Annotated in this window: 21 protein-coding genes and 1 pseudogene; 8 read left to right on the top strand and 14 right to left on the bottom strand. The window is 65.7% G+C overall.

Annotated features, from left to right (window positions below):
* Positions 1-77 (top strand): annotated as a pseudogene (locus tag V9K97_RS15750) (superoxide dismutase [Fe]); the annotation flags it as partial.
* Between the two features lie 71 nt (positions 78-148).
* On the opposite strand, the gene V9K97_RS15745 reads toward V9K97_RS15750, so the two are convergent.
* The 3 genes from V9K97_RS15745 to V9K97_RS15735 all read right to left on the bottom strand — a co-directional run bounded on the left by V9K97_RS15745 (position 149) and on the right by V9K97_RS15735 (position 1,381).
* On the bottom strand, positions 149-607 hold the full coding sequence (locus tag V9K97_RS15745) for a DUF192 domain-containing protein (protein ID WP_337297605.1): 459 nt from the start codon (positions 605-607) through the stop codon (positions 149-151).
* A gap of 94 nt (positions 608-701) precedes the next feature.
* Positions 702-905, bottom strand: a complete 204-nt coding sequence (locus V9K97_RS15740; RefSeq protein ID WP_157614116.1) for a hypothetical protein — start codon at positions 903-905, stop codon at positions 702-704.
* A 152-nt stretch (positions 906-1,057) separates the two neighbouring features.
* The gene (locus V9K97_RS15735; RefSeq protein ID WP_126746058.1) at positions 1,058-1,381 is read right to left on the bottom strand and encodes a cell envelope biogenesis protein TolA; all 324 of its coding nucleotides are present in this window, start codon (positions 1,379-1,381) and stop codon (positions 1,058-1,060) included.
* Positions 1,382-1,600: 219 nt separating this feature from the next.
* Here V9K97_RS15735 and icd point away from each other — a divergent pair, with 219 nt between their 5' ends.
* From icd to V9K97_RS15700, 7 genes are all read left to right on the top strand, one after another.
* Positions 1,601-2,860, top strand: a complete 1,260-nt coding sequence (icd, locus tag V9K97_RS15730; RefSeq protein ID WP_157614112.1) for an NADP-dependent isocitrate dehydrogenase — start codon at positions 1,601-1,603, stop codon at positions 2,858-2,860.
* A gap of 318 nt (positions 2,861-3,178) precedes the next feature.
* A complete protein-coding gene (gene clpS / locus V9K97_RS15725) occupies positions 3,179-3,538 on the top strand; it encodes an ATP-dependent Clp protease adapter ClpS (protein WP_021007487.1) in 360 nt (119 codons plus the stop codon).
* Positions 3,539-3,605: 67 nt separating this feature from the next.
* The gene (gene clpA / locus V9K97_RS15720; protein ID WP_126746055.1) at positions 3,606-5,927 is read left to right on the top strand and encodes an ATP-dependent Clp protease ATP-binding subunit ClpA; all 2,322 of its coding nucleotides are present in this window, start codon (positions 3,606-3,608) and stop codon (positions 5,925-5,927) included.
* 114 nt (positions 5,928-6,041) lie between these two features.
* Positions 6,042-7,487: a cardiolipin synthase gene (gene cls, locus V9K97_RS15715; RefSeq protein ID WP_337319137.1), complete on the top strand. Its 1,446-nt coding sequence runs from the start codon at positions 6,042-6,044 to the stop codon at positions 7,485-7,487.
* On the top strand, positions 7,488-8,927 hold the full coding sequence (gene sbcB, locus V9K97_RS15710; RefSeq protein WP_337319135.1) for an exodeoxyribonuclease I: 1,440 nt from the start codon (positions 7,488-7,490) through the stop codon (positions 8,925-8,927).
* A gap of 25 nt (positions 8,928-8,952) precedes the next feature.
* Positions 8,953-9,393: a DUF3574 domain-containing protein gene (locus tag V9K97_RS15705; protein ID WP_337319133.1), complete on the top strand. Its 441-nt coding sequence runs from the start codon at positions 8,953-8,955 to the stop codon at positions 9,391-9,393.
* Positions 9,380-9,931, top strand: coding sequence for a GNAT family N-acetyltransferase (locus V9K97_RS15700; protein ID WP_337319131.1), 552 nt, complete (start codon positions 9,380-9,382; stop codon positions 9,929-9,931). The genes V9K97_RS15705 and V9K97_RS15700 overlap by 14 nt, the downstream gene beginning before the upstream one ends.
* Positions 9,932-9,958: 27 nt before the next feature.
* On the opposite strand, the gene V9K97_RS15695 is transcribed toward V9K97_RS15700, so the two are convergent.
* The 11 genes from V9K97_RS15695 to V9K97_RS15645 all read right to left on the bottom strand — a co-directional run bounded on the left by V9K97_RS15695 (position 9,959) and on the right by V9K97_RS15645 (position 21,631).
* Positions 9,959-11,239, bottom strand: coding sequence for an amidohydrolase family protein (locus V9K97_RS15695; protein ID WP_337319128.1), 1,281 nt, complete (start codon positions 11,237-11,239; stop codon positions 9,959-9,961).
* A gap of 36 nt (positions 11,240-11,275) precedes the next feature.
* On the bottom strand, positions 11,276-11,734 hold the full coding sequence (locus tag V9K97_RS15690; protein WP_443303443.1) for a hypothetical protein: 459 nt from the start codon (positions 11,732-11,734) through the stop codon (positions 11,276-11,278).
* Entirely contained in the window at positions 11,734-12,657 is a 924-nt protein-coding gene (locus V9K97_RS15685) for an ABC transporter permease (RefSeq protein WP_337319126.1), read from the bottom strand. The genes V9K97_RS15690 and V9K97_RS15685 overlap by 1 nt, the downstream gene beginning before the upstream one ends.
* Positions 12,658-12,790: 133 nt before the next feature.
* Positions 12,791-13,852 carry an ABC transporter permease gene (locus tag V9K97_RS15680; RefSeq protein ID WP_337319155.1) on the bottom strand — a complete coding sequence of 354 codons (1,062 nt, stop codon included), beginning with the start codon at positions 13,850-13,852 and terminating at the stop codon, positions 12,791-12,793.
* Positions 13,852-15,462, bottom strand: coding sequence for an ABC transporter ATP-binding protein (locus V9K97_RS15675; protein WP_337319125.1), 1,611 nt, complete (start codon positions 15,460-15,462; stop codon positions 13,852-13,854). The genes V9K97_RS15680 and V9K97_RS15675 overlap by 1 nt, the downstream gene beginning before the upstream one ends.
* Before the next feature lie 136 nt (positions 15,463-15,598).
* Entirely contained in the window at positions 15,599-16,543 is a 945-nt protein-coding gene (locus V9K97_RS15670; protein ID WP_337319123.1) for a 5'-methylthioadenosine/S-adenosylhomocysteine nucleosidase, read from the bottom strand.
* Between the two features lie 8 nt (positions 16,544-16,551).
* Positions 16,552-17,553 carry a BMP family protein gene (locus V9K97_RS15665; RefSeq protein ID WP_337319122.1) on the bottom strand — a complete coding sequence of 334 codons (1,002 nt, stop codon included), beginning with the start codon at positions 17,551-17,553 and terminating at the stop codon, positions 16,552-16,554.
* A gap of 70 nt (positions 17,554-17,623) precedes the next feature.
* Positions 17,624-18,253, bottom strand: coding sequence for a uracil phosphoribosyltransferase (gene upp, locus V9K97_RS15660; RefSeq protein WP_013541661.1), 630 nt, complete (start codon positions 18,251-18,253; stop codon positions 17,624-17,626).
* Positions 18,254-18,285: 32 nt separating this feature from the next.
* Entirely contained in the window at positions 18,286-19,698 is a 1,413-nt protein-coding gene (locus V9K97_RS15655; protein ID WP_337319121.1) for a URC4/urg3 family protein, read from the bottom strand.
* Positions 19,695-21,047, bottom strand: a complete 1,353-nt coding sequence (locus V9K97_RS15650; protein ID WP_337297593.1) for a GTP cyclohydrolase II — start codon at positions 21,045-21,047, stop codon at positions 19,695-19,697. The genes V9K97_RS15655 and V9K97_RS15650 overlap by 4 nt, the downstream gene beginning before the upstream one ends.
* Positions 21,048-21,163: 116 nt before the next feature.
* Positions 21,164-21,631 (bottom strand): DUF6152 family protein, encoded by a 468-nt coding sequence (locus tag V9K97_RS15645; protein ID WP_258506610.1) that lies wholly within the window; start codon positions 21,629-21,631, stop codon positions 21,164-21,166.
* Positions 21,632-21,648: the final 17 nt, after the last annotated feature.

Here is a 21,648-nt window from a genome sequence, read left to right as displayed (position 1 = left end):
ACCTGCGCCCGAAGTTCGTCGAGACCTTCCTGGCCAAGCTGGTGAACTGGGACTTCGCGGCCAAGAACTTCGGCTGAACCGGTTTCCCAATAAAAAAAGCCGACCCTCGGGTCGGCTTTTTTTATTGGGCCGCACAGGCAGCCCGGACTCAGCGCCTGGAGGCGGCAAACAACTCGCCGCCCAGCTTGGCGCCTTTCTTGATGTTCTTCTTGGCGAACCAGCCCTGGTTCATTTCGAGCACGTAGCGCACCGGCTCTTCGGAGCAATGCGAGTTCTCGGTCATGGGCTGCATGTCGACCAGGTTGACGATGCGGCCATCATCGGCCACGAAGGCGGCGGTCAGGGGGAGCAAGGTGTTTCTCATCCAGAAGCACTGGGTGGCCGGCTGCTCGAAGACAAAGATCATGCCTTCGGACTGCGGCATTTCCTTGCGGAACATCAGGCCGATTTCCCGCTGCCGGGGTGTTTGCGCCACTTGCGCATCGATCTTGTACAAGCCGACGGACAGCTTGGTGCGTGCGAGGTCGGTCTGGGGTTGCTGTTGTGCCTGCGCCGGGCCGATCAAGGAGGCGGCGAGCAGGAGCAGGGCGGCGAAACGCTGGAACATCGAAGCTTCTTTCAAGGCGGGTTCAAAGGCGCGGGGCCAAGAAAAATGCCCGCTGATGCGGGCATTGGCAGGCAGTGCCGGTGAGCTGGGCAGCTTACACCTTCTTGGCTGCAGCCGCGTGCGCCTTGGCCGCGTGGTGGCGCGCCTTGTGCTTCTTCACTGCGTGTTTGGCCGGTTGCTTGGCCTTGTGCGCGGCAGCCGCCACAGGCGCGTCCACCTTGGGCGCCGGTTCGGCTTGTTGGGCAAAAGCACCGGCTGCGAAAAGACCGGCGACGAGGGCTGCGAGCAGCTTGTTCATGAAGACATCCTTTGAGATTGTTGATATGGATCACCTTCGCGAGAAGGCCAAGCTTCAACGCGTCAGCCGTTCGCCCCGGTTGACAGCGGCGCCGCCAATGCAGGCGAAAAAAAAGCGCTCCGGAGAGCGCTTTTCTTGTGCGGCTGGCCGAATTACTTCGGGGTGCTGCCTTGGGTCGACTTGCGCTTGACGCTGCCGTCCTTGTTGCGACGACGCTGGTCGCGCGTTTCAGCGCGCTTTTCGCCGGATGCAGCAGCCTTGTCGGTGCCGATGGCGCCGCCTTCGGGCGTCTTGGCGATGTCGCCAGCGGGCGCAGCCACTTGACCGGCGGGCTTTGCTTCCTTCTTGGCTTCAGCGCGGGCTTGCGGCTTGCTGTTGGTAGCGTTGCCTTGCTCGGGCGTGGTGCCGGTGGGGTTCTGGGCGTAAGCGCCAGCGGCGAACAAGCCAGCGATCATGACTGCGAGAATTTTGCTCATTGTGATTCCTCTATTCGAGAATTGGTTGGAAACGCCTCCCGGCGAGCAGAAGGTCAGCCACTAACGAAGCCATTGGCTCGCAGGTTGACAAACGCTTGCTGATGGGTTGCGTCTAAAATGTACAGCGATTTGTTCGCGGGCTGTACAGCGATTCCCCGTCGCTGTCTGAATTCGCAGACAGTCGTCCGAATTACGTCACTCCCGGAGTCATCCCCCCTCATGTCCAGCTACCAGCACATCAAAGTCCCGGCCGAAGGCCAGAAGATCACGGTCAACGCCGACAACTCGCTCAATGTGCCTGATCAGCCGATCATTCCCTTCATCGAAGGCGACGGCACGGGTCTGGACATCACCCCCGTGATGTTGAAGGTGGTGGATGCAGCGGTTGCCAAGGCCTACGGCGGCAAGAAGAAGATCCACTGGATGGAAGTCTATGCCGGCGAAAAGTCGACCAAGGTCTACGGCCCCGACGTCTGGCTGCCCGAAGAAACGCTGCACGCCGTGCGCGACTACGTGGTTTCCATCAAGGGCCCGCTGACCACGCCCGTGGGCGGCGGCATCCGCTCGCTGAACGTTGCGCTGCGCCAGGAACTCGACCTGTACGTCTGCCTGCGCCCCATCCAGTATTTCGAAGGCGTGCCCAGCCCGGTGCGCGAGCCGCACAAGACCAACATGGTCATCTTCCGCGAGAACTCGGAAGACATCTACGCCGGCATCGAGTTCGAAGCCGAGAGCGACAAGGCCAAGAAGCTCATCAAGTTCCTGCAGGACGAACTGGGCGTCAAGAAGATCCGCTTCCCCAACACCTCCGGCATCGGCGTGAAGCCCGTGTCGAAGGAAGGCACCGAGCGCCTCGTGCGCAAGGCGCTGCAGTACGCGGTCGACAACGACAAGCCCAGCGTGACCATCGTGCACAAGGGCAACATCATGAAGTTCACCGAAGGTGGCTTCCGTGACTGGGCCTATTCGCTGGCTGCCAAGGAATTCGGCGCCGAGCTGATCGATGGCGGCCCGTGGATGAAGTTCAAGAACCCCAAGACGGGCAAGGAAATCACGGTCAAGGACAGCATTGCCGACGCCTTCCTGCAGCAGATTCTCCTGCGCCCCGCCGAGTACAGCGTGATTGCCACGCTGAACCTCAACGGCGACTACGTGTCCGACGCCCTGGCCGCGCAAGTCGGCGGCATCGGCATTGCCCCGGGCGCCAACCTGAGCGACACCGTCGCCATGTTCGAAGCCACCCACGGCACCGCTCCCAAGTACGCCGGCAAGGACTACGTGAACCCCGGTTCCGAAATCCTCTCGGCCGAAATGATGCTGCGCCACATGGGCTGGACCGAAGCCGCCGACCTAATCATCAGCTCGATGGAAAAGTCCATTGCCAGCAAGAAGGTCACCTATGACTTCGCCCGCCTGATGGACGGCGCCACGCAGGTGAGCTGCTCGGGCTTCGGCCAGGTCATGATCGACCACATGTAAATTGCGCGAGCAATAGCGCTTTGGCGCCCCGGGCGCCGTGAGCCAAGGCCCTCGAGATCTTTACGGTCTCGGGGGCCTTTCTTCTTTCGGCACGCCGCAGCCGCGCCAGTTGGAGAAATGGCACACCCTGCTCCAAATACTGATTTTTTTCAAAGTGCGCGACGCGTAGTATTTACGCGTGCAGCATGCGCAAACGGCAGAGTTTTTTTGCGTCGTTTGTGGTGTCGCACACGACGCAAGCCCCTTGATTTGTCGATTACGCGCCACCAAGTCTTCTTGCGCCGGCACGGTGCTTGCACGCTCTATAGAATCTTTTTTATGGCAACGAGAATTCCCAAGACTCCCAGCACTCCGCCGGCCCAGAAACCGGCAGGGGATGACGGAGATTCGGTCGTTCTGGAGCGGCGGCCGCAAAAAACCGCGCCACCCCAGATGTACCAAGTGGTCATGCTGAACGACGACTACACCCCCATGGAGTTCGTAATCGTCGTCCTGCAAGAATATTTCAACAAGGATCGCGAAACCGCGACCCAGATCATGCTAAAGATTCATCTCGATGGCCGCGGAGTTTGTGGGGTTTATTCCCGCGACTTGGCGGCCACCAAGGTCAACCAGGTGATGGAGGCGGCGCACCAGGCCGGACATCCGCTGCAGTGCGTGAGCGAGCCTGTTGCGTGAACCAGTTGAATTGCGCAAGCTCCAACCCATCTGAGAACTTATTTACAGCAAGGCAAAAGGAAATCACATGATTGCCCAGGAACTGGAAGTCAGCTTGCACATGGCCTTCGTCGAGGCCAGGCAGCAGCGCCACGAGTTCATCACCGTGGAGCATCTGTTGCTCGCTTTGCTGGACAACCCGAGCGCCGCAGAGGTTCTGCGCGCCTGCTCGGCCAACGTCGACGACCTGCGGGCGTCGCTCACCAACTTCATCAAGGACAACACGCCGCAAGTGGCGGGTACCGACGATGTCGACACCCAGCCCACGCTGGGTTTCCAGCGCGTGATCCAGCGCGCCATCATGCATGTGCAGTCCACCGGCAACGGCAAGAAGGAAGTCACCGGCGCCAACGTGCTGGTCGCGATCTTCGGCGAGAAGGATTCGCATGCGGTGTACTACCTCCACCAGCAGGGCGTAACCCGCCTCGATGTGGTGAACTTCATTGCCCACGGCATCAAGAAGAGCGATCCGCCTGAGGCCGTCAAGGGCAGCAGCGAATCGTCTTCGGGCGAGGGCGAAGAGGGTGGCGGCGAAAAGAACGAGAAGGCTTCGCCTCTCGAGCAGTTCACGCAAAATCTCAACCAGCTCGCCAAGGACGGCAAGATCGATCCGCTGATCGGCCGCGAATACGAGGTGGAGCGCGTCATCCAGATTCTCTGCCGCCGGCGCAAGAACAACCCGCTCCTGGTGGGTGAGGCCGGCGTGGGCAAGACGGCTATTGCAGAAGGCCTGGCATGGCGCATCACGCAGACCGACGTGCCGGAAATCCTGGCCGAGGCGCAGGTGTACTCGCTCGACATGGGCGCGTTGCTTGCCGGCACCAAGTACCGCGGCGATTTCGAGCAGCGCCTGAAGGGCGTGCTCAAGTCGCTGAAGGACAAGCCGAACGCCATTCTTTTCATCGACGAGATCCACACGCTCATCGGTGCGGGCGCCGCCTCGGGCGGCACGCTCGATGCATCGAACCTGCTCAAGCCGGCGCTCTCGAGCGGCCAGCTCAAGTGCATCGGCGCCACCACGTTCAGCGAATACCGCGGCATCTTCGAGAAGGATGCGGCCCTGTCGCGTCGCTTCCAGAAGGTCGACGTGGTCGAGCCGACGGTGCAGGAAACCGTCGACATCCTGAAGGGCCTGAAGTCGCGCTTCGAAGAGCATCACGGCGTCAAGTACGCGGTGGCGGCCCTGCAGGCTGCGGCCGAGCTGAGCGCCAAGTACATCAACGACCGCCATCTGCCCGACAAGGCCATCGACGTGATCGACGAGGCCGGTGCCGCGCAGCGCATCCTGCCCGCGAGCAAGCGCAAGAAGACCATCAGCAAGTCCGAGGTCGAGGACATCGTCGCGAAGATCGCGCGCATTCCCCCGGCCAATGTCAGCAATGACGACCGCGGCAAGCTGCAGACGATCGAGCGCGACCTGAAGAGCGTGGTGTTCGGCCAGGACAAGGCGCTCGAGGTGCTGGCGTCCGCCGTGAAGATGGCGCGTTCGGGCCTCGGCCGCGAAGACAAGCCGATCGGTTCGTTCCTGTTCAGCGGCCCCACGGGCGTCGGCAAGACCGAAGCGGCCAAGCAGCTCGCCTACATCATGGGCATCGAGCTGATCCGCTTCGACATGTCGGAGTACATGGAGCGCCATGCGGTGAGCCGCCTGATTGGCGCGCCTCCGGGCTACGTCGGGTTCGACCAGGGGGGTCTCCTGACCGAGGCCATCACGAAGAAGCCGCACGCGGTGCTGCTGCTCGACGAAATCGAGAAGGCGCACCCGGACATCTTCAACGTGCTGCTGCAGGTCATGGACCACGGCACCCTGACGGACAACAACGGACGCAAGGCCGACTTCCGCAACGTGATCATCGTGATGACCACCAATGCGGGTGCCGAGACCATGAACAAGGCGACCATCGGCTTCACCAACCCGCGTCAGGCGGGCGACGAAATGGCCGATATCAAGCGCCTGTTCACGCCGGAGTTCCGCAACCGCCTGGACGCGACCGTGAGCTTCAAGGCGCTGGACGAGCAGATCATCCTGCGCGTGGTCGACAAGTTCCTGCTCCAGCTCGAAACGCAGCTGGCCGAGAAGAAGGTCGACGTCACGTTCAGCGACGGCTTGCGCAAGCACCTGGCTAAGAAGGGCTTCGATCCGCTCATGGGTGCGCGCCCGATGCAGCGCCTGATCCAGGACACGATCCGTCGTGCACTGGCCGACGAGCTGCTGTTCGGTCGACTCATCGACGGCGGCCGCCTGTCGGTCGACATCGACGACAAGGGCGAGGTGCAGCTGGACATCCAGCCGCTGCCCAAGAAGGAAGGCAAGTCCAAGCCTGAAGCCGAAGAGGCTGCAGCAGGATAAAGCGGGGCCGGCAAAGCCGGTTCCGCGTATTTCTGGCAACACTGAAAAGGCCGGTAGCATTCGCTGCCGGCCTTTTCTTTTGGGGCCGGAACTTACCCCGTACGCAGTTTTACTTTGATCCTCCCCGAGCTCAGTCAGGAATGGAAAACCGGCCTCTCTTTGGCCTGGAGCGGCTATATCGCCGTGCTGTCGGTCTGGATCGTGATGCAGAAGCGCGCGCCGGTGTCCACCATGAGCTGGATCCTGTCGCTCGCGCTGTTGCCGTTTGCGGGCTTCGTCATCTATTACTTCCTGGGGCCGCAGCGCCTGCGCAAGCAGCGCGTCAAGCGCCTGCGCAGCCGTGCCAAGGCCCATACGCAGGGCGAGCTGGCGCGGCTGCGGGACGCCGCACAGAATGCGCCGCCGGCGCTGCAGCAGATGGCGCGGCTGGGTACCGCCGCTTGCGGGCTGCCGGTTTCCAGCGCCACGGGCGTGGCACTGCTTTCGGGCGGCGCGCGCACCTTCGACGCCATCTTCGATGCGGTGCGCGAAGCGCAAGACCACATTCATCTCGAGTACTACATCTTCGAGCCCGACAAGATCGGCACTGCGCTGCGCGACCTGCTGGTGGAACGCGCCAGCCAGGGCGTGGCGGTGCGGCTTCTGCTCGACGCGCTGGGCTCCAAGCGCATTGGCCGCAAGTTCATGGTGCCGCTCGTTGCCGCGGGCGTGGAGGTTGCGCTATTCCATGACACACGCATCGGCCGGCGCCTCAGGCCGGTGACCAACTACCGCACCCACCGCAAGATCGTGGTGTGCGACGGGCGCGTCGGCTTTACCGGCGGCGTCAACATCACCGACGAGGAAGACAAGCGCACGCGGCCCGACGCCTATCACGACGTGCACCTGCGCATCGAAGGCAGCGCGGTGCGCTGGCTCCAGACCACATTTCTCGAAGACTGGGCCTACGCCACCGGCGAAGACCTTCGCAACATGGATCACCTGATGGGCGCCATGCTGCCGCAGGTGGAGGCGGGCGACATTCCTGTGCAAATTGTGACCAGCGGCCCGGACAACATGCTCGAGCCCATCCACCGCATGCACGTGGAGGCCATTCATTCGGCCAGCGAACGCGCCTGGCTCACTACCCCTTACTTCGTGCCCGGCGAGCCAGCCATGATGGCGCTCACCAGTGCGGCGCTGCGCGGCGTCGACGTGCGCCTGCTGGTGCCTCGCCGCAGCGATTCGGCCATTGTGAGCGCCGCCGCGCGCTCCTATTTCGACGAGCTGATTGCGGCCGGCGTGAAGGTGTGGGAGTACAAGGCCCGCATGCTGCACTCCAAGACCTTGGTGGTCGACGACCATTGCGCGATGATCGGTACCGCAAATTTCGACAACCGCAGCTTCAGGCTCAATTTCGAGGTGAGCGCAGTGGTCTACGGGCCCGAGCTGGCGCGCCCCTTGGCGGCGCAGTTCGAAACCGACCTCCACAGTTCCGGCGCGGTGCGCGCCAACCGCCCGCAGAGTTTCTGGCGCCGCCTTGGCGACGCGATTGCACGATTGTTTTCTCCCTTGCTCTGAATGAACCACACCTTTCTCTGGCACGACTACGAAACCTTCGGCGCCGTGCCGCGCCGCGACCGGCCTTCGCAGTTCGCCGCCATTCGCACCGACGCGGAGCTGAACGAAGTCGGCGAGCCGCTGATGATCTACTGCAAGCCGGCGCCCGATTACCTGCCCAGCCCCGAGGCCTGCCTGATCACGGGCATCACGCCACAGGTGTGCCTGGAGCGCGGCATTCCAGAGCATGCCTTCGCCGCGCAGATCGAGAAGGCTTTTTCTCAGCCCGGCACCATCGGCGTGGGCTACAACACCATCCGCTTCGACGACGAGGTGACGCGCTTCCTGTTCTGGCGCAACCTCATCGACCCCTATGCGCGCGAATGGCAGAACGACTGCGGCCGGTGGGACCTGCTCGATGTGGTGCGCCTGACCTACGCGCTGCGGCCCGACGGCATCGAGTGGCCGAAGAAGGAAGACGGCAAGCCCAGCTTCAAGCTCGAGGACCTGGCGCGCGCCAACGGATTGCTGCATGAATCTGCGCACGATGCGCTTTCCGACGTGCGCGCTACCATCGCGCTGGCCCGGCTGATTCGCGACCGCCAGCCCAAGCTCTTCGAATTCGCCTTCGGCCTGCACAAGAAAGACCGCGTGGCCAGCGAACTCGGCCTGCCGGCCATGCGGGAAACGGCCAAGCCTTTCCTGCACATTTCGGGCATGTTCCCGGTCGAGCGCGGGTGCCTCAGCGTGATGTGGCCGCTTGCGAGTCACCCGACGAACAAGAACGAACTCCTCGCCTGGGATCTGGCGCACGACCCGAGCGAGCTGCGCGACATCGACGTGGAGACCCTGCGCCTGCGCCTTTTCACGCGCACCGCAGACCTGCCCGAAGGCGTGGTCCGCCTGCCGCTGAAGGGCATTCACCTCAACAAGTCGCCGATGGTCGTCGGCAACCTGCGCACGCTGGCGCCCGCCATGGCCGAGCGCTGGAACGTCGATCTCGACGCGGCCATGCGGCACGCGGCCATCGCACGCGACCTGCCCGACATGAGCGCCATCTGGTCGCAGGTGTACGCCCGCCCCAAGGAGGCCACGCCGGATGTGGACGAAGACCTGTATGGCGGCTTCGTCGGCAATGCGGACAGGCGCCGGCTGAACCAGCTGCGCGCGCTGTCGCCCGAGGAGCTCGCAAAGGACCGTACCGGTTTTGACGATGGCCGCCTCGAGGAAATCCTCTTCCGCTACCGGGCGCGCAATTGGCCGGAGCTCCTCAGCCCCGAGGAAACCGAGCGCTGGGAGGCGCTGCGCGTCGCGCGGCTCTTCAAGGGCGAGGGCGGGGCGCGCACTATCGAAATGCTGTTCAGCGAAGTCGATGCGCTGTCCGAAACGGCCGACGAACGCGGCGAAGAAATTCTGGGCGCACTCTACGAGTACGCCGAAGCCATCGCGCCGGAAGCCTGAAGCAACAGACCCGGTGAGCCGCACCATGCGTCCGATCGTCACCCGCCTGCGCCTCGCAGCTTCGGCCGCAACGCTTGCCATGCTCGCCGGATGCAGCACCATGCCATCCGCGCCCGGCCCCTCCACGGCCTGTGCAGCCGGCTTCGATGCTTTCGAACGCGACACGCTGTACTTCGGCCGCGCCATTCCCGCCGGTGGGCAGGTGTCGAACGCGCAGTGGACCGCTTTCCTCGATTCGGTCGTGACACCGGCCTTTCCGAAAGGCCTCACCGTGATCGATGCCGCGGGGCAGTGGCGCGGCGCTTCGGGCAGCGTGGTGCGCGAGCCCTCCAAGCTCGTGGTGCTGCTGCACTCGCGCAGCGCCGACGACGATGCCGCCATCGCCCGGATCATCGACACCTACAGGCAGCGCTTCGGCCAGGAGGCCGTGCTGCAGGAAAGGCAGTCCGTCTGTGTCCGCTTCTGAAGAAAACGACCACAACGCCGTTCGCCGCCTGGCGGCAGCCGATGCTGCGGCCTACCGCGACTTGATGCTCGACGCGTACGCCACGCACCCCAGCGCCTTCACCACCACCGTTGAGGAGCGCTCCGGCCTGCCGCTTGGGTGGTGGGAAGAGCGGCTGGGTTCGGATGCAAGCGAGGCGAGCGTGGTCTACGGTGCTTTCGACGGCGCGGGCAGGCTGGTGGGTGCGGCCGGTTTGAGCTTCGAAGCGCGGCAGCGTGCCCGCCACAAGGCCACGCTCTTCGGCATGGCCGTGGCGGCTTCCGCGCGCCGCGCCGGCTTCGGCCGGCGGCTGGTGCTTGCGGTGCTCGCGCATGCGCGCGCGATCGAACGGCTGCGGCTGGTGCAGCTCACCGTCACCGAGGGCAACAGCACCGCGCAAGCCCTCTACGAGCGCTGCGGGTTCCAGATTTTCGGCGTGGAGCCGCTGGCCATTGCGGTCGATGGCGCCTTGCTGGCCAAGGTGCACATGTGGTGCGACCTCAGGGCCTCGCCTGCGTAGAGTGCCTGCGCGGCGGCAAGCGCAAAGCTAGGGCTTGCGAATCATCCAGCTTGTGGCCTGCTCGCGGCCTGGAAGGTGCAGCGCAGCGGTGGCGGCCGGCGTTTCCGCCAGCAGCTTTCCCTTGCGGAACACCTTGAGCCTGGTGGCGCGCAGCCGGATCGCTTCGACCGTGTCGCGCGCCTGCAGCAGCACAAAGCTCGCGTCGCAGCCCGCCTCGATGCCGTAGCCTTCGAGGTGCATCACGCGCGCGGCGTTCGTGGTCACGGCCTCGAAGCACTGGCGGATGCCGGCCTGGCTCGTCATCTGCGCCACATGCAACCCCATGTGCGCCACCTCGAGCATGTCGCCCGAGCCCATGCCGTACCACGGGTCCATCACGCAGTCGTGGCCGAACGCCACGTTCACGCCCGCGGCCATCAGCTCGGGCACGCGTGTCATGCCGCGGCGCTTGGGGTAGGTGTCGTGGCGGCCCTGCAGGGTGATGTTGATGAGCGGGTTGGACACCACGCTGACGCCGCTCTGCGCGATGAGCGGCAGCAGCTTGCTCACGTAGTAGTTGTCCATCGAATGCATCGACGTGCAATGCGAACCCGTCACGCGGCCCTGCATGCCCAGGCGCCAGGTTTCGGCGGAAAGGGTTTCGATGTGGCGCGACAGCGGATCGTCCGACTCGTCGCAATGCATGTCCACCAGCTTGCCGCGCTCGGCGGCCAGCTCACACAGCAGCCTCACGCTGGCCGCGCCGTCGGCCATGGTGCGCTCGAAATGCGGAATGCCGCCGACCACGTCCACGCCCTTGTCGAGCGCGCGCGTGAGGTTGTCGACGCCGCCTGCCGAGCGCAGCACGCCATCTTGCGGAAAGGCCACGAGCTGCAGGTCGAGGTACGGCGCAACCTGGCGCTTGACTTCGAGCAGCGCGTCGACCGCAAGCAAGCTCGGGTCGCTCGTGTCCACATGCGATCGCACGGCCAGCAGGCCCTTGGCCACCGCCCAATCGCAATACGCCAGCGCACGCTCGATCAGCGCATCGGCCTTGAGCAGCGGCTTGAGCTCGCCCCACAGCGCAATGCCTTCGAGCAGCGTGCCGCTTTCGTTGACGCGCGGCAGCCCGTAGCTCAGCGTCGCGTCCATGTGGAAATGCGGATCGACAAAGTGGGGCGAAAGCAGCAGGCCCTGGGCATCGAGCTTTTCACGCGCCGGTGCGTCGAGGCCTGCGGTGACTTCGGCGATTCGACCTCCCTGCACGGCAATCGACATGCCGGTGCGGCCGTCGGGGAGGGTGGCGTTGGTGATGAGGAGGTCGAGCATCGTGGGAGGTCTTCTTTTGTGTCGGCCGCCGTGCGTTCAGCGCGTGCGCTGCGCCCGGTAGCGGTACTGCCCCGGCGCCGGGCCGATCTCGATGGTCACGCGGCGCAGCTTGTCGTCGTGGCCGGACGCGGCCTTGGCTGTGACCACGATGCCGCGCGGCGTGGCGCGGCAGGCGAGGTCGGTGAGTGCGATCTCGGCATGGTCGTTGTCGAGCTCGGCAATGGCCAGCGTGTGATCGGCATGCAGGCTGCCGTTGGCGTCGCGCGCCATTCGCTGCACATAGAGGAACGACTGTGCGTACTGGTCGGCGTGCACCACGCGGTACATGCCCTCGTGGTTCTTGCCCCAGGTGCCGCACAGCTGCACCCAGGTGACCGAATCGGGCGTCTTGAAGGTGTCGTAGCCGAGGTCGCTGCCCAGTGCATGCGCACCGGCGCCGCACAACGTGGCCAGCACAGCGAGCAGCATCTTTCGCACTGCGGCAGCGCGCGGCATCAGCGCTCCCCCTTGCGATAAGGCTTCATCAGCGCCTGCGGATAGCTGGCCTTGCGCGCCACCAGCACCAGCGCGAGGATGGATAACAGGTACGGCAGCATCAAGTAGATCTGGTAGGGCAGCACGGCATCGCCCGATTGTTGCAGCCGCAGCTGCAGCGCGTCGAAGAATGCGAACAGCAGCGCGCCAAGCAGGGCCTTGCCGGGCCGCCACGAGGCGAACACCACCAGCGCCACGCAGATCCAGCCGCGGCCGTTCACCATGTTGAAAAAGAAAGCGTTGAAGGCGGAGAGCGTGAGGAACGAGCCCGCGGCGCCCATCAACGCCGAACCGGCGACGATGGCCCCGGTGCGCGTGGCCGCGACCGACACGCCCTGGCTCTCAGCCGCCTGCGGGTTCTCGCCGACCATGCGCAGCGCCAGACCCAGTGGCGTGCGGTAGAGCACCCAGGCCAGGGCCGGCACCAGCAGCAGCGCGAACAGGGTGAGCGATGTCTGCGCGTTCAAGATCGGCACCGGCAGCCACTCCATCGGCGCGAAAGGCGTGATGGTGGGTGGCGTGTTGACCTTCGGAAAACTCACGCGGTAGCCGAAGTAGCTCAGCGCAGTGGCAAGCAGCGTGATGCCCAACCCGGAGACGTGTTGCGACAGCGCGAGTCCGACGGTGAGAAAGGCATGCAGCAGCCCGAACACCATGCCCGTGAGCGCGGCCACGCCGACGCCGGCCCACAGCGGCGCACCGGCATATACCGCGAGCCATCCGGTGAAGGCGCCCGCGACCATGATCCCTTCGATGCCCAGGTTGAGCACGCCCGCGCGCTCGCACAGCAGCACGCCGAGCGTGCCGAGGATCAGCGGCGTGGCGATGCGCAGCACCGCGACCCAGAACGAGGGATTGGCGAGGATGTCGAGCAAATCCGTCATTGCGTATTTCTCCCTCCCCTTTTGGGGGAGGGTGGGGGTGGTGGGGGCACGCGGCGCTCGATGTGGGCGCCGATGCCCCCATCCCAGCCTTCCCCCAGCGGGGGAAGGAGCAAGACCGGGGAGCAGCGCGTTGTCATTTGAGCCGCACCCGGTATTGCGTCAACAGCGTTGCCACCAGCACCGCAATCAGCGAGGCCGCGACGATCACGTCTGCGATATAGGTCGGCACGCCCACTGCGCGGCTCATGGTGTCGGCACCGACCAGAACGCCCGCTACGAACACGCCCGCGGCAATCACGCCCAGCGGGTGCAGGCCTGCGAGCATTGCGATCACGATGCCGGTGTAGCCGTAGCCCGGCGACATGTCGAGCGTGACGTAGCTGGTGCGGCCCGCCACTTCGATGGCACCCGCGAGACCGGCCAATGCGCCCGAGAGCAGCGCCACCATCACGACGGTGCGCGTCACCGGCACACCGGCGAATTCGGCCGCGCGTGCATTGGCGCCGACTGCTCGAATGTCGAAACCCAGCACGGTGTACTTGAAGATCGCCCACACCGTCACCGCGAGCGACACGGCCCAGAGCAAGCCGGTATGCACACGCGTCTGCGCAACCAGCTTGCCGAGCTCCAGGTCAGGCTGCAGCGACACGCTCTGCGGCCAGCCCATGGCGGTCGGGTCTTTCATCGGCCCGTCGAGCAGCGCCGAAACGCCGAGCAGCACGATGAAATTGATCAGCAGCGTGGTCACCACCTCGTCGACGCCGAGCTTGTTCTTCATCAGCGCCGGGCCGAGCAGCAGCAGGGCGCCCGCCACGGCGGCGGCCAGCATCATCAGCGGGAACAGCAGCCAAGGCGAGAGCTCGAAACCCGTGCCGCCGTGCATGCCGCCCACGGCCACGGCGGCAAGCGCGCCGGCGAACAGCTGGCCCTCGGCGCCGATGTTGAAGAGCCGCGCCTTGAACGCGACCGTCGCGGCCAAGCCGGTAAGGATCAGCGGGACGGCGCGCGTAAGCGTTTCGCTCCAGGCGAACACCGAGCCGAAGCCGCCCTGCAGCAACAGCGCATAGGTCCGGCCGACCGGCGCGCCGGCCCAGAGCACGAGCAGTGCGCTCACCACCATGGTGAACACCACCGCACCGATGGGCGCGAGCACCAGCGCGGCGCGCGACGTCTCATGGCGTCGTTCGAGCCGCATCATGGGGCGGCTCCCGCTCGTGGTTGCAGCTGTTGCGGCGCCGTGCCACCGGCCATCGCCAGCCCGATGGCTTCGCGCGTCCAGGCCGCGGCCGGGCGCGCTTCGCCGAGGTGGCCGCCGTGCATCACGGCCACGCGGTCGCCGAGCGTCAGCACTTCGTCGAGGTCGTCGGAAATCACCAGCACCGCAGCGCCGGCATCGCGCGCGGCAATGAGTTGCTGCTGCACGTAGGCGACTGCGCCGATGTCGAGGCCCCAGGTCGGCTGGTGCGCAACGATGAGGCGCGGCGCGCGGTTCGGGTATTTCTTGTTGTCGGCGTCTTCCGCCTGCTCGGGCGCGAGCAAAGCGCGGCCGAGGATCAGTTTCTGCATGTTCCCGCCGGAGAGCGAGCGGGCCGGTGCCATCAGGCCGGCGCCACGTACGTCGTATGCTTTTTCGATGCGGCGGGCATGCAGCCGGGCGGCCGCGCGCCGCACGAACACGGACCAGCGCGAGAAGACCGGGCTGCGCAGCCGCTCGGCCACGGCGTTCTCCCACACCGGCAGGTCACCGACCACGCCGACGGCGTGCCGGTCTTCAGGAATGCGTGCGACGCCGCGCTGCACAAGCCGGGCGGGTGAGGGCGGCAGCGCGCGGCCCATCAGCTCGGCGGTGCCGGAGACGGCGCGGCGTGTGCCGCAGAGCAGCTCGGCCAACGCGACCTGTCCGTTGCCCGAGACGCCTGCGATGGCCGTGATTTCTCCGGCGCGCAGCGTCAGCGACACCTCGCGGAGGGCGCTTGAATGGCCTTGCCCGCCTCCCTTGGCCGATGCGGTGCTCACATGGTCGAGCACGCAGACCGCGTCGCCCACCGATTTGGCGGGCTGTCGCTGCGGCGCCTCGACCGCATGACCGACCATCCAGAGCGCGAGCTGCGCCTGCGTGGTGTCGGTGGTGCGGGCCTCTGCCACCAGCTTGCCGCCGCGCAGCACCGCAATACGCTGCGACACGCGCAGCACCTCGCCGAGCTTGTGGCTGATGAAGATCACCGAGAGGCCCTGCGCCACCATCTGCGCGAGCGTGGCGAACAGTGCTTCGCTTTCCTGCGGCGTCAGCACGGCGGTGGGTTCGTCGAGGATGAGGATGCGCGCGCCGCGGTACAGCGCCTTCAATATTTCGACGCGCTGCCGCTCGCCGACCGAGAGGCTGCCGATCTTCGCGTCGGGTTGCACCGGCAAGCCGAAGCGCTGTGCCACTTCGAGCAACCGGGCGCGAGCGGTGGCGCGTCGCGAGACGAGGCGCCAGAGCGGTTCCGTGCCCATCATCACGTTGTCGAGCACGCTGAGGTTGTCGGCCAGCGTGAAGTGCTGGTGCACCATGCCCACGCCCGCGGCCAGCGCGGCCTTCGGGTTGCCCGGCGGCAGCGGTGCGCCGAACACCTCGATGCTGCCTTCGTCCGCGACGTAGTGGCCGAACAGGATGGACATCAGCGTCGACTTGCCCGCGCCGTTCTCGCCCAGCAGCGCGAGCACCTCGCCGGCCTGCAGGTCGAGCGAAATGGCGTCGTTGGCGACGAGGGTGCCAAAACGCTTGGTGATGCCTTGCAGGCGGAGAACAGTAGTGCCGTTCATGAAGGTCTTGCTCCTTCCCCCGCTGGGGGAAGGTTGGGATGGGGGCAAGCAGCGCTCACAACGCCACTGCGATCGATCGAACGCCGCATGCCCCCACCCCAGCCCTCCCCCGGAAGGGGAGGGAGCGAAAGCGGGATTACTTCCACGCGGCCAGGAACGCCAGCATGACCTTGGCCGAGTTGTCGGCTGCAATGCCCATGAAGGTGCCCATCTCGTTCTCGCCTTCGCCGCCGCCCGCGAGATCGCTGAGCGAGCGGAAGGCGATGTAAGGCACGCCGTTGCTGTAGGCCACCATGCCCACGGCCGCGGTTTCCATGTCGAGCACGTTGGCCTGGAAGGTCTTGAAGGTGTATTCGCGGTACGCCTTGTTGTCCATGAAGGCCTGGCCCGAGACGCCGTTGCCGCCGACGACGAGTTGGGGCTTGCGCGCCAGGCACTTGCCGGCGCTGCAGTTCGCCAGGTCGACATTGCGGATGCTGCGCGCCACTTCGAGCATCTTCGGATCGGCCTCGAACCAGAACTTGCGTTCGATCTGCGGCTTGGCCGCCGAGCGCACCTCCACCGGGCGTGGGTGCATCATCCCGAAGTTGGGCATTTTCGCGTCGGTGATGAAGGGCGGGGCGGTGTACTTGCCCGGCGCGGTTTCGCGGGCCATCAACACTTCGAGGTATTGGCCCCATTGGGCCGGCACCGTGACGTCGCCGACGTGCAGTTGCGGATTCACCCCACCCGCGATGCCACTGAACACGATGCTGGTAACGCGAAAGCGGTCGAGCACCAACTGCGTGTTCATCGTCGCATTGGTCATGCTGATGCCAGAGAGGAACAGCACGACTGGCTTGCCTTCGAGCGTGCCGGTGGTGAACTCGACACCGTTGACGCTGTGCTTGGCGGGCGCTTGCAGGCGCCCGAGCAGCAGCTTGAGCTCGGGCTCGAAGGCCGAGATCACCGCAATGCGCGGCGTGTCGTCCAGGCGGATGCCGCCGATGGTGGCGCCGCCGGGCTTGTAGACACCGGCACAACCCGCGAGACCGAGGGCCAGCACGCCGGCCGCAAGAAGAGAGCGCCAGCGCATCGTCATCCTTCCCTTCACTTCGCGGTCGATTTGGGTTGCGAGTCGTCCACCTTGATGGCGACCTTGCCCGACAGGATGTCGGCCTGCTTGGCCTTGACCTTGGCGACGATGTCGGCCGGCACCTTCTTCTCGAACGTGCCGAGCGGCGCGAGCTCGGAGCCCTTGTGCTTCATGGTCGAGTAAACGCCGTAGTCCTCGGCGGTGAACTTGCCTTCCTTCACGAGCTTGATCGCGCGGTCCGCCGAGGGCTCGAAGTTCCACAGCGCAGAAGCCACCACCGTCTCGGGGTACTGCGCCTGCGTGTCGATCACGTTGCCGATGGCGAGCTTGCCTTTTTCCTTGGCTGCGTCCGAGACGCCGAAGCGCTCGGCGTACATCACGTCCGCCCCCTTGTCGATCATCGCGAAAGCCGCTTCCTTGGCCTTCGGCGGATCGAACCAGCTGTTGATGAAGCTCACGCTGAACTCCACCTTGGGGTTGGTTTCCTTCGCGCCGGCCATGAAGGCGTTCATGAGCCGGTTCACTTCGGGAATGGGGAAGCCGCCGACCATGCCGATGCGGTTGCTCTTGGTCATGCCGCCGGCCACCATGCCGGAGAGGTACGCCGGCTCCTGGATGTAGTTGTCGAACACGCTGAAATTGGGCGCCTGCGGCTTGAGCGACGAGCCCATGAGGAAGGCGACCTTGGGAAAGTCTTTCGCGACCTTGCGCGCCGCCGCTTCCACGCCGAATACTTCGCCCAGGATCAGCTGGTTGCCGCCCGTGGCGTACTCGCGCATCACGCGCTCGTAGTCGGCGTTGCTGACGTTCTCGGTGGCCTTGTATTCGATTTCGCCGCGCGCCTCTGCGGCCTTCAGCGCCTTGTGGATGCGGCCCACCCATTGCTGCTCGAACGGCACGGTGTACACCGCCGCCACCTTGAGCTTGGCCTGCGCAAGCGCAAGGCCGGGCGCGCCCACCGCAAGGGCCGCTGCAATGGCGGTGGAACGAATGATCAACTGACGGCGTGCTGTCACGGTGCTTCTCCTCGAGGTATGAAAATCTTCTTGTTGCTGCCCGAGCGACAGCGTGGCGGCCGTCGGGGCCTTACTTGGTGCCGAAGATGCGGTCGCCCGCATCGCCCAGGCCCGGCAGGATGTAGCCGTGGCTGTTCAGCTCGCGGTCGATTGCGGCGGTGTAGATCGGCACGTCGGGGTGGGCCTTCTGCATGGTGGCCACGCCTTCGGGGCAGGTCAGCAGGCAGACGAACTTGATCGATTTCGGGTTCAGCTCTTTCAGGCGCTCGACCGCAGCCACCGCCGAGTTGCCGGTGGCCAGCATCGGGTCGACCACGATCACGTCGCGGTTCTCCATTTCGCCGGGCATCTTGAAGTAGTACTCGACGGCCGTGAGCGTCTTGGGATCGCGGTACAGGCCGATGTGGCCGACGCGCGCGCCCGGCACCACGGTGAGCATGCCGTCCAGAATGCCGGTGCCCGCGCGGAGGATGGACACCAGCACCAGCTTCTTGCCGTCGATGACCTTGGCCTGCATGGTCTCGAGCGGGGTCTCCACTTCGATGTCCTGCATCGGCATGTCGCGCGTGACCTCATAGGCCATGAGCATGCTGATTTCGTTCAGGAGCCGCCGAAAGCTGTTGGTGGAAGCGTCCTTGCGGCGCATCAGCGTGAGCTTGTGCTGGACGAGGGGGTGGTCGACGAGATGGACGTTGCTCATTTGATTTTTCTGCCGTTGCTGGACCCGCGAGTCTAAAAGACGGTGCCGTCGCTTTCGATCAGGAGCGGTGGCGCTCCGTCACGCAAGCGCTGTGCCAGCACGCGGCCCGCCGCCCAGGTGCCGCCCTCGAGCACGCAGGCCAGCGGCAGTTCCTCCTCGGTGCGGTCGAGCATCTTGCGCACGCGGGGCGCCAGCTCGTCGAGCAGCGCCACGGTGAGTGCACGCCATTCGACGATGAACTCGTCTCCGGCTTTCCAGGTGCGCGCAAGAGAAGCCGGGTCTTTCGGCACGATCACGCCGCTGTCGATCAGGAGGCCGCCGTTGCGGTATTCGGGCAGGGCGGTGAGTGCATCGAGCTGGCGCACCTTCACGCCCGCCCACTCGAAGGGCTCGAGCAGCGAATAGGTGAGCCATTGCGAGAGTTTGTGGAACGGCATCCATCCGTTGGTGAGGCCGGGCCCGCGCACCGCGCTGTGGCGCCAGCAGTCGCCAAGCGCAAGGGCCGGGTCGCTCGAACCGATGCCGCCCGTGGTGTCGCTGCCGTCGACGGCAATGCTGTCGATGGAGTTGGCCGAGGGCCAGATGCGCGAGAGCGTTTCGAGCAGCAGCGACAGGATCTGGTGCGCGGTGATTTCTGCTGTGGGCGGTGCGGCAGCGCCGAAAGGAGCGACCAGCGCGTCGAACATGCCGGCTGGCCGTCCGTCGTCGCCGAAGGTTTCGGGCTGTTCGCTCATCGCTTCGCCCAGCCGGCGCAGCAGCACGGTGCGGCCGGCAAGGCCCACCAGCGGATTGACGTCGCTCACCTGGAAGGCATCGCCGAGCCGGTCGGTGACCAGGCCGCGCAATCCCGCCGCGTCGGCTTGCAGCGGATGGTCGGGGTCGGACGAGAAAAGCCCGCTCGTGAAGGCATGGAAGCTCGCCACGCCCAGGCCTTCGGATCGCGTGAAACGCTGGCCCGTGGCCGGCTCGGTGTAATGCCAGTTGGGGCCGGCGCCGGCATCGAGCAGCACGCTCACCAGCACCAGGTCGATGTGGGCGCGGGCCCGCTGGCGGGCGTCGATGTGGTTGCCGAGCAGTGCGTCGAGCTGCTTCAGCCGGTCGACGCCGCCAGCCTCGAAGTGGCGCCAGCGGCTGTGATACGGAATGGTGTCCCATGGGTAGCGCTCGCGCGTGACCTCGGCCACGGCGCGGGCCGCGTCGTCCGCTGCATCGTCGCCGCCGATGCGAAACCATCGCGACTCGCCGCTGCGTGCGCGAGCGAGCAGCGCGGCCGCGCGCTCGCGAATGGCACCGGTGGTGCGCAAGAGGGTGGCGGCGCCCGCGGGGCGGCTGGTGTCGGGGGCGAATTCGGTCGCCGGATCGATGTCGCCCGCGCTGCCGTCCGGCAGGTTGCCCGATCCGTCCACGGGCAGGTATTTGTTGCTGTGTTCCTTGTTGTCGCTCATTCGCTCAATCCCCGGCCTTTGGCCTTCTTGAGTTCTTCGGCGGTCGGCACCGGGCCGGGCGTGAAGTAGCCGGCGGCCATCTTCGCGTCCATCTCGACCCGGGCGTCGGCCGGAATCAGTTCGTCCGGAATGTTCACGCGCTCGCCGATCTCGATGCCCGAGCCGGTGATCGCGTCGAACTTCATGTTGCTCATCGACACGAGCCGATGGATTTTCTTGATGCCGAGCCAGTGGAAGACGTCCGGCATCAGTTCCTGGAAGCGCATGTCCTGCACGCCGGCCACGCACTCGGTGCGTGCGAAATACTGGTCGGCCGTGTCGCCGCCCACCTGGCGCTTGCGCGCGTTGTAGACCAGGAACTTGGTTACCTCGCCGAGGGCGCGGCCTTCCTTGCGCGAATAGGCAATGAGGCCGACGCCGCCGCGCTGCGCGCCCTGGATGCATTCTTCGATGGCGTGCGTGAGGTAAGGGCGGCAGGTGCAGATGTCGGAGCCGAACACGTCGGAGCCGTTGCACTCGTCGTGGATGCGCGCGGTGAGCTCCACCTCCGGGTTGGCCAGGTCGCGCGGGTTGCCGAAGATGTAGAGCGTCTGTCCGCCGATGGGCGGCAGGAAGACCTCGAGGTCGGAGCGAGTGACAAGCTCGGGGTACATGCCGCCGGTTTCCTCGAACAGCGTGCGCCGCAGGTCGGTCTCTGAGCAGCCGAATCGCCGCGCCACTTCGGGCAGGTACCACACGGGTTCGATGGCGGCCTTGGTCACCATGGCGGCACCGCCGGTGGTGAGAAAGTGGCCGTCGGCCTTGAGCCGGCCGCTTTGCAGCGCCTCGATCACCTCGGGCAGGATCACGTGCGCCTTGGTGATGGCAATGGTCGGGCGAATGTCGTAGCCGGCCGCAAGCTCCGCGGAAAACACATCGGCCACCAGCGCGCCCCAAGGGTCGAGCGAAACGATGCGGCCCGGCTCGCTCCACTGCGGATAGGGGCCGATCACGTCGGTGGGCGCGGTGTTGGTGAGGTCGGCCTTGTGTTCGCGCTTGAGCGCGCCTGCCGCCACGGCAAGCGCGCGGTAGACGCTGTAGGAGCCGCTGTGCGTGCCGATGACGTTGCGGTGCGCCCGCTTGGTCGTGGTGCCGACAACCGGCCCGCGCTCGGTGGCGGTGGCCGCGCCCCATCGGATGGGCAGCGCACCGAAGCCGCCGGCATGGGAGGTCAGCCGGATATGGCCGGTCGACGAGGAAGCGTGGAGCGGGGGAAGGGGAGAGACGGAGATCGCCGGATCCGCGGAAATGCCAGGGGTCGCGGGAGGCGCCGAGATGGAGGAACGGGTCGCTGTGCTATCTGCGGACATTGGAGGCCCTCAAAAAATGCAATGTACCGATGAGCCGCGCCGCTGGCAAGCAGCGGCGCACTCATGGCGATTGCATTCGCGGGCACTCGCGGAGCATGCCCGGGGAGGGGCCTGCTTCAGGCGGGCGAGGAGCGCAGTCCGTAGGCCTTGCCGCCGACGAAGAGGTATTCGGCGCGCAGCACCGGATCGCCTTTTTCGCCGGTGAAGGTGAAGCCCAGCACCGAGACGGGAGTGCCGGGCTTGATCTCCTCGACGCCCCACGCTTGAAGACGCGTGAGAGGGGCCAGCTCGACAAGCCACTTGCGGTCGCGGCGGGTGGGCAACTGGGCCTTGGCCAGCAACCCGGGGCCGTCGACGGCCGTGCTCTGCTTGGGCAGCGGGCGCTGCTTCAGGTCGGCGGGCAAGGTCGGGTTCTCGGGCAGTTCCAGCTCCAGCTCGCCATGAGGGTTGCGCCACATGACCTTGGTTGCGCGGCCCTCCAGGTAGAGCGGGCGGTCCTGGTCGAAACTGCTCCAGCCGTGGTGAGCCCAGGCCGGAAGGGCCAGGCCCAGCGAACCGGCAACGAACATGCGCCTTTGCATCATCTCGGACTCCTTGTTCA

The organism is Variovorax sp. CCNWLW186, assembly GCF_037203865.1.
Taxonomy (GTDB): Bacteria; Pseudomonadota; Gammaproteobacteria; order Burkholderiales; family Burkholderiaceae_C; genus Variovorax.
Note: the sequence above shows the minus strand (reverse complement) of the source record. Positions and strands in the feature narration are given on the sequence as shown.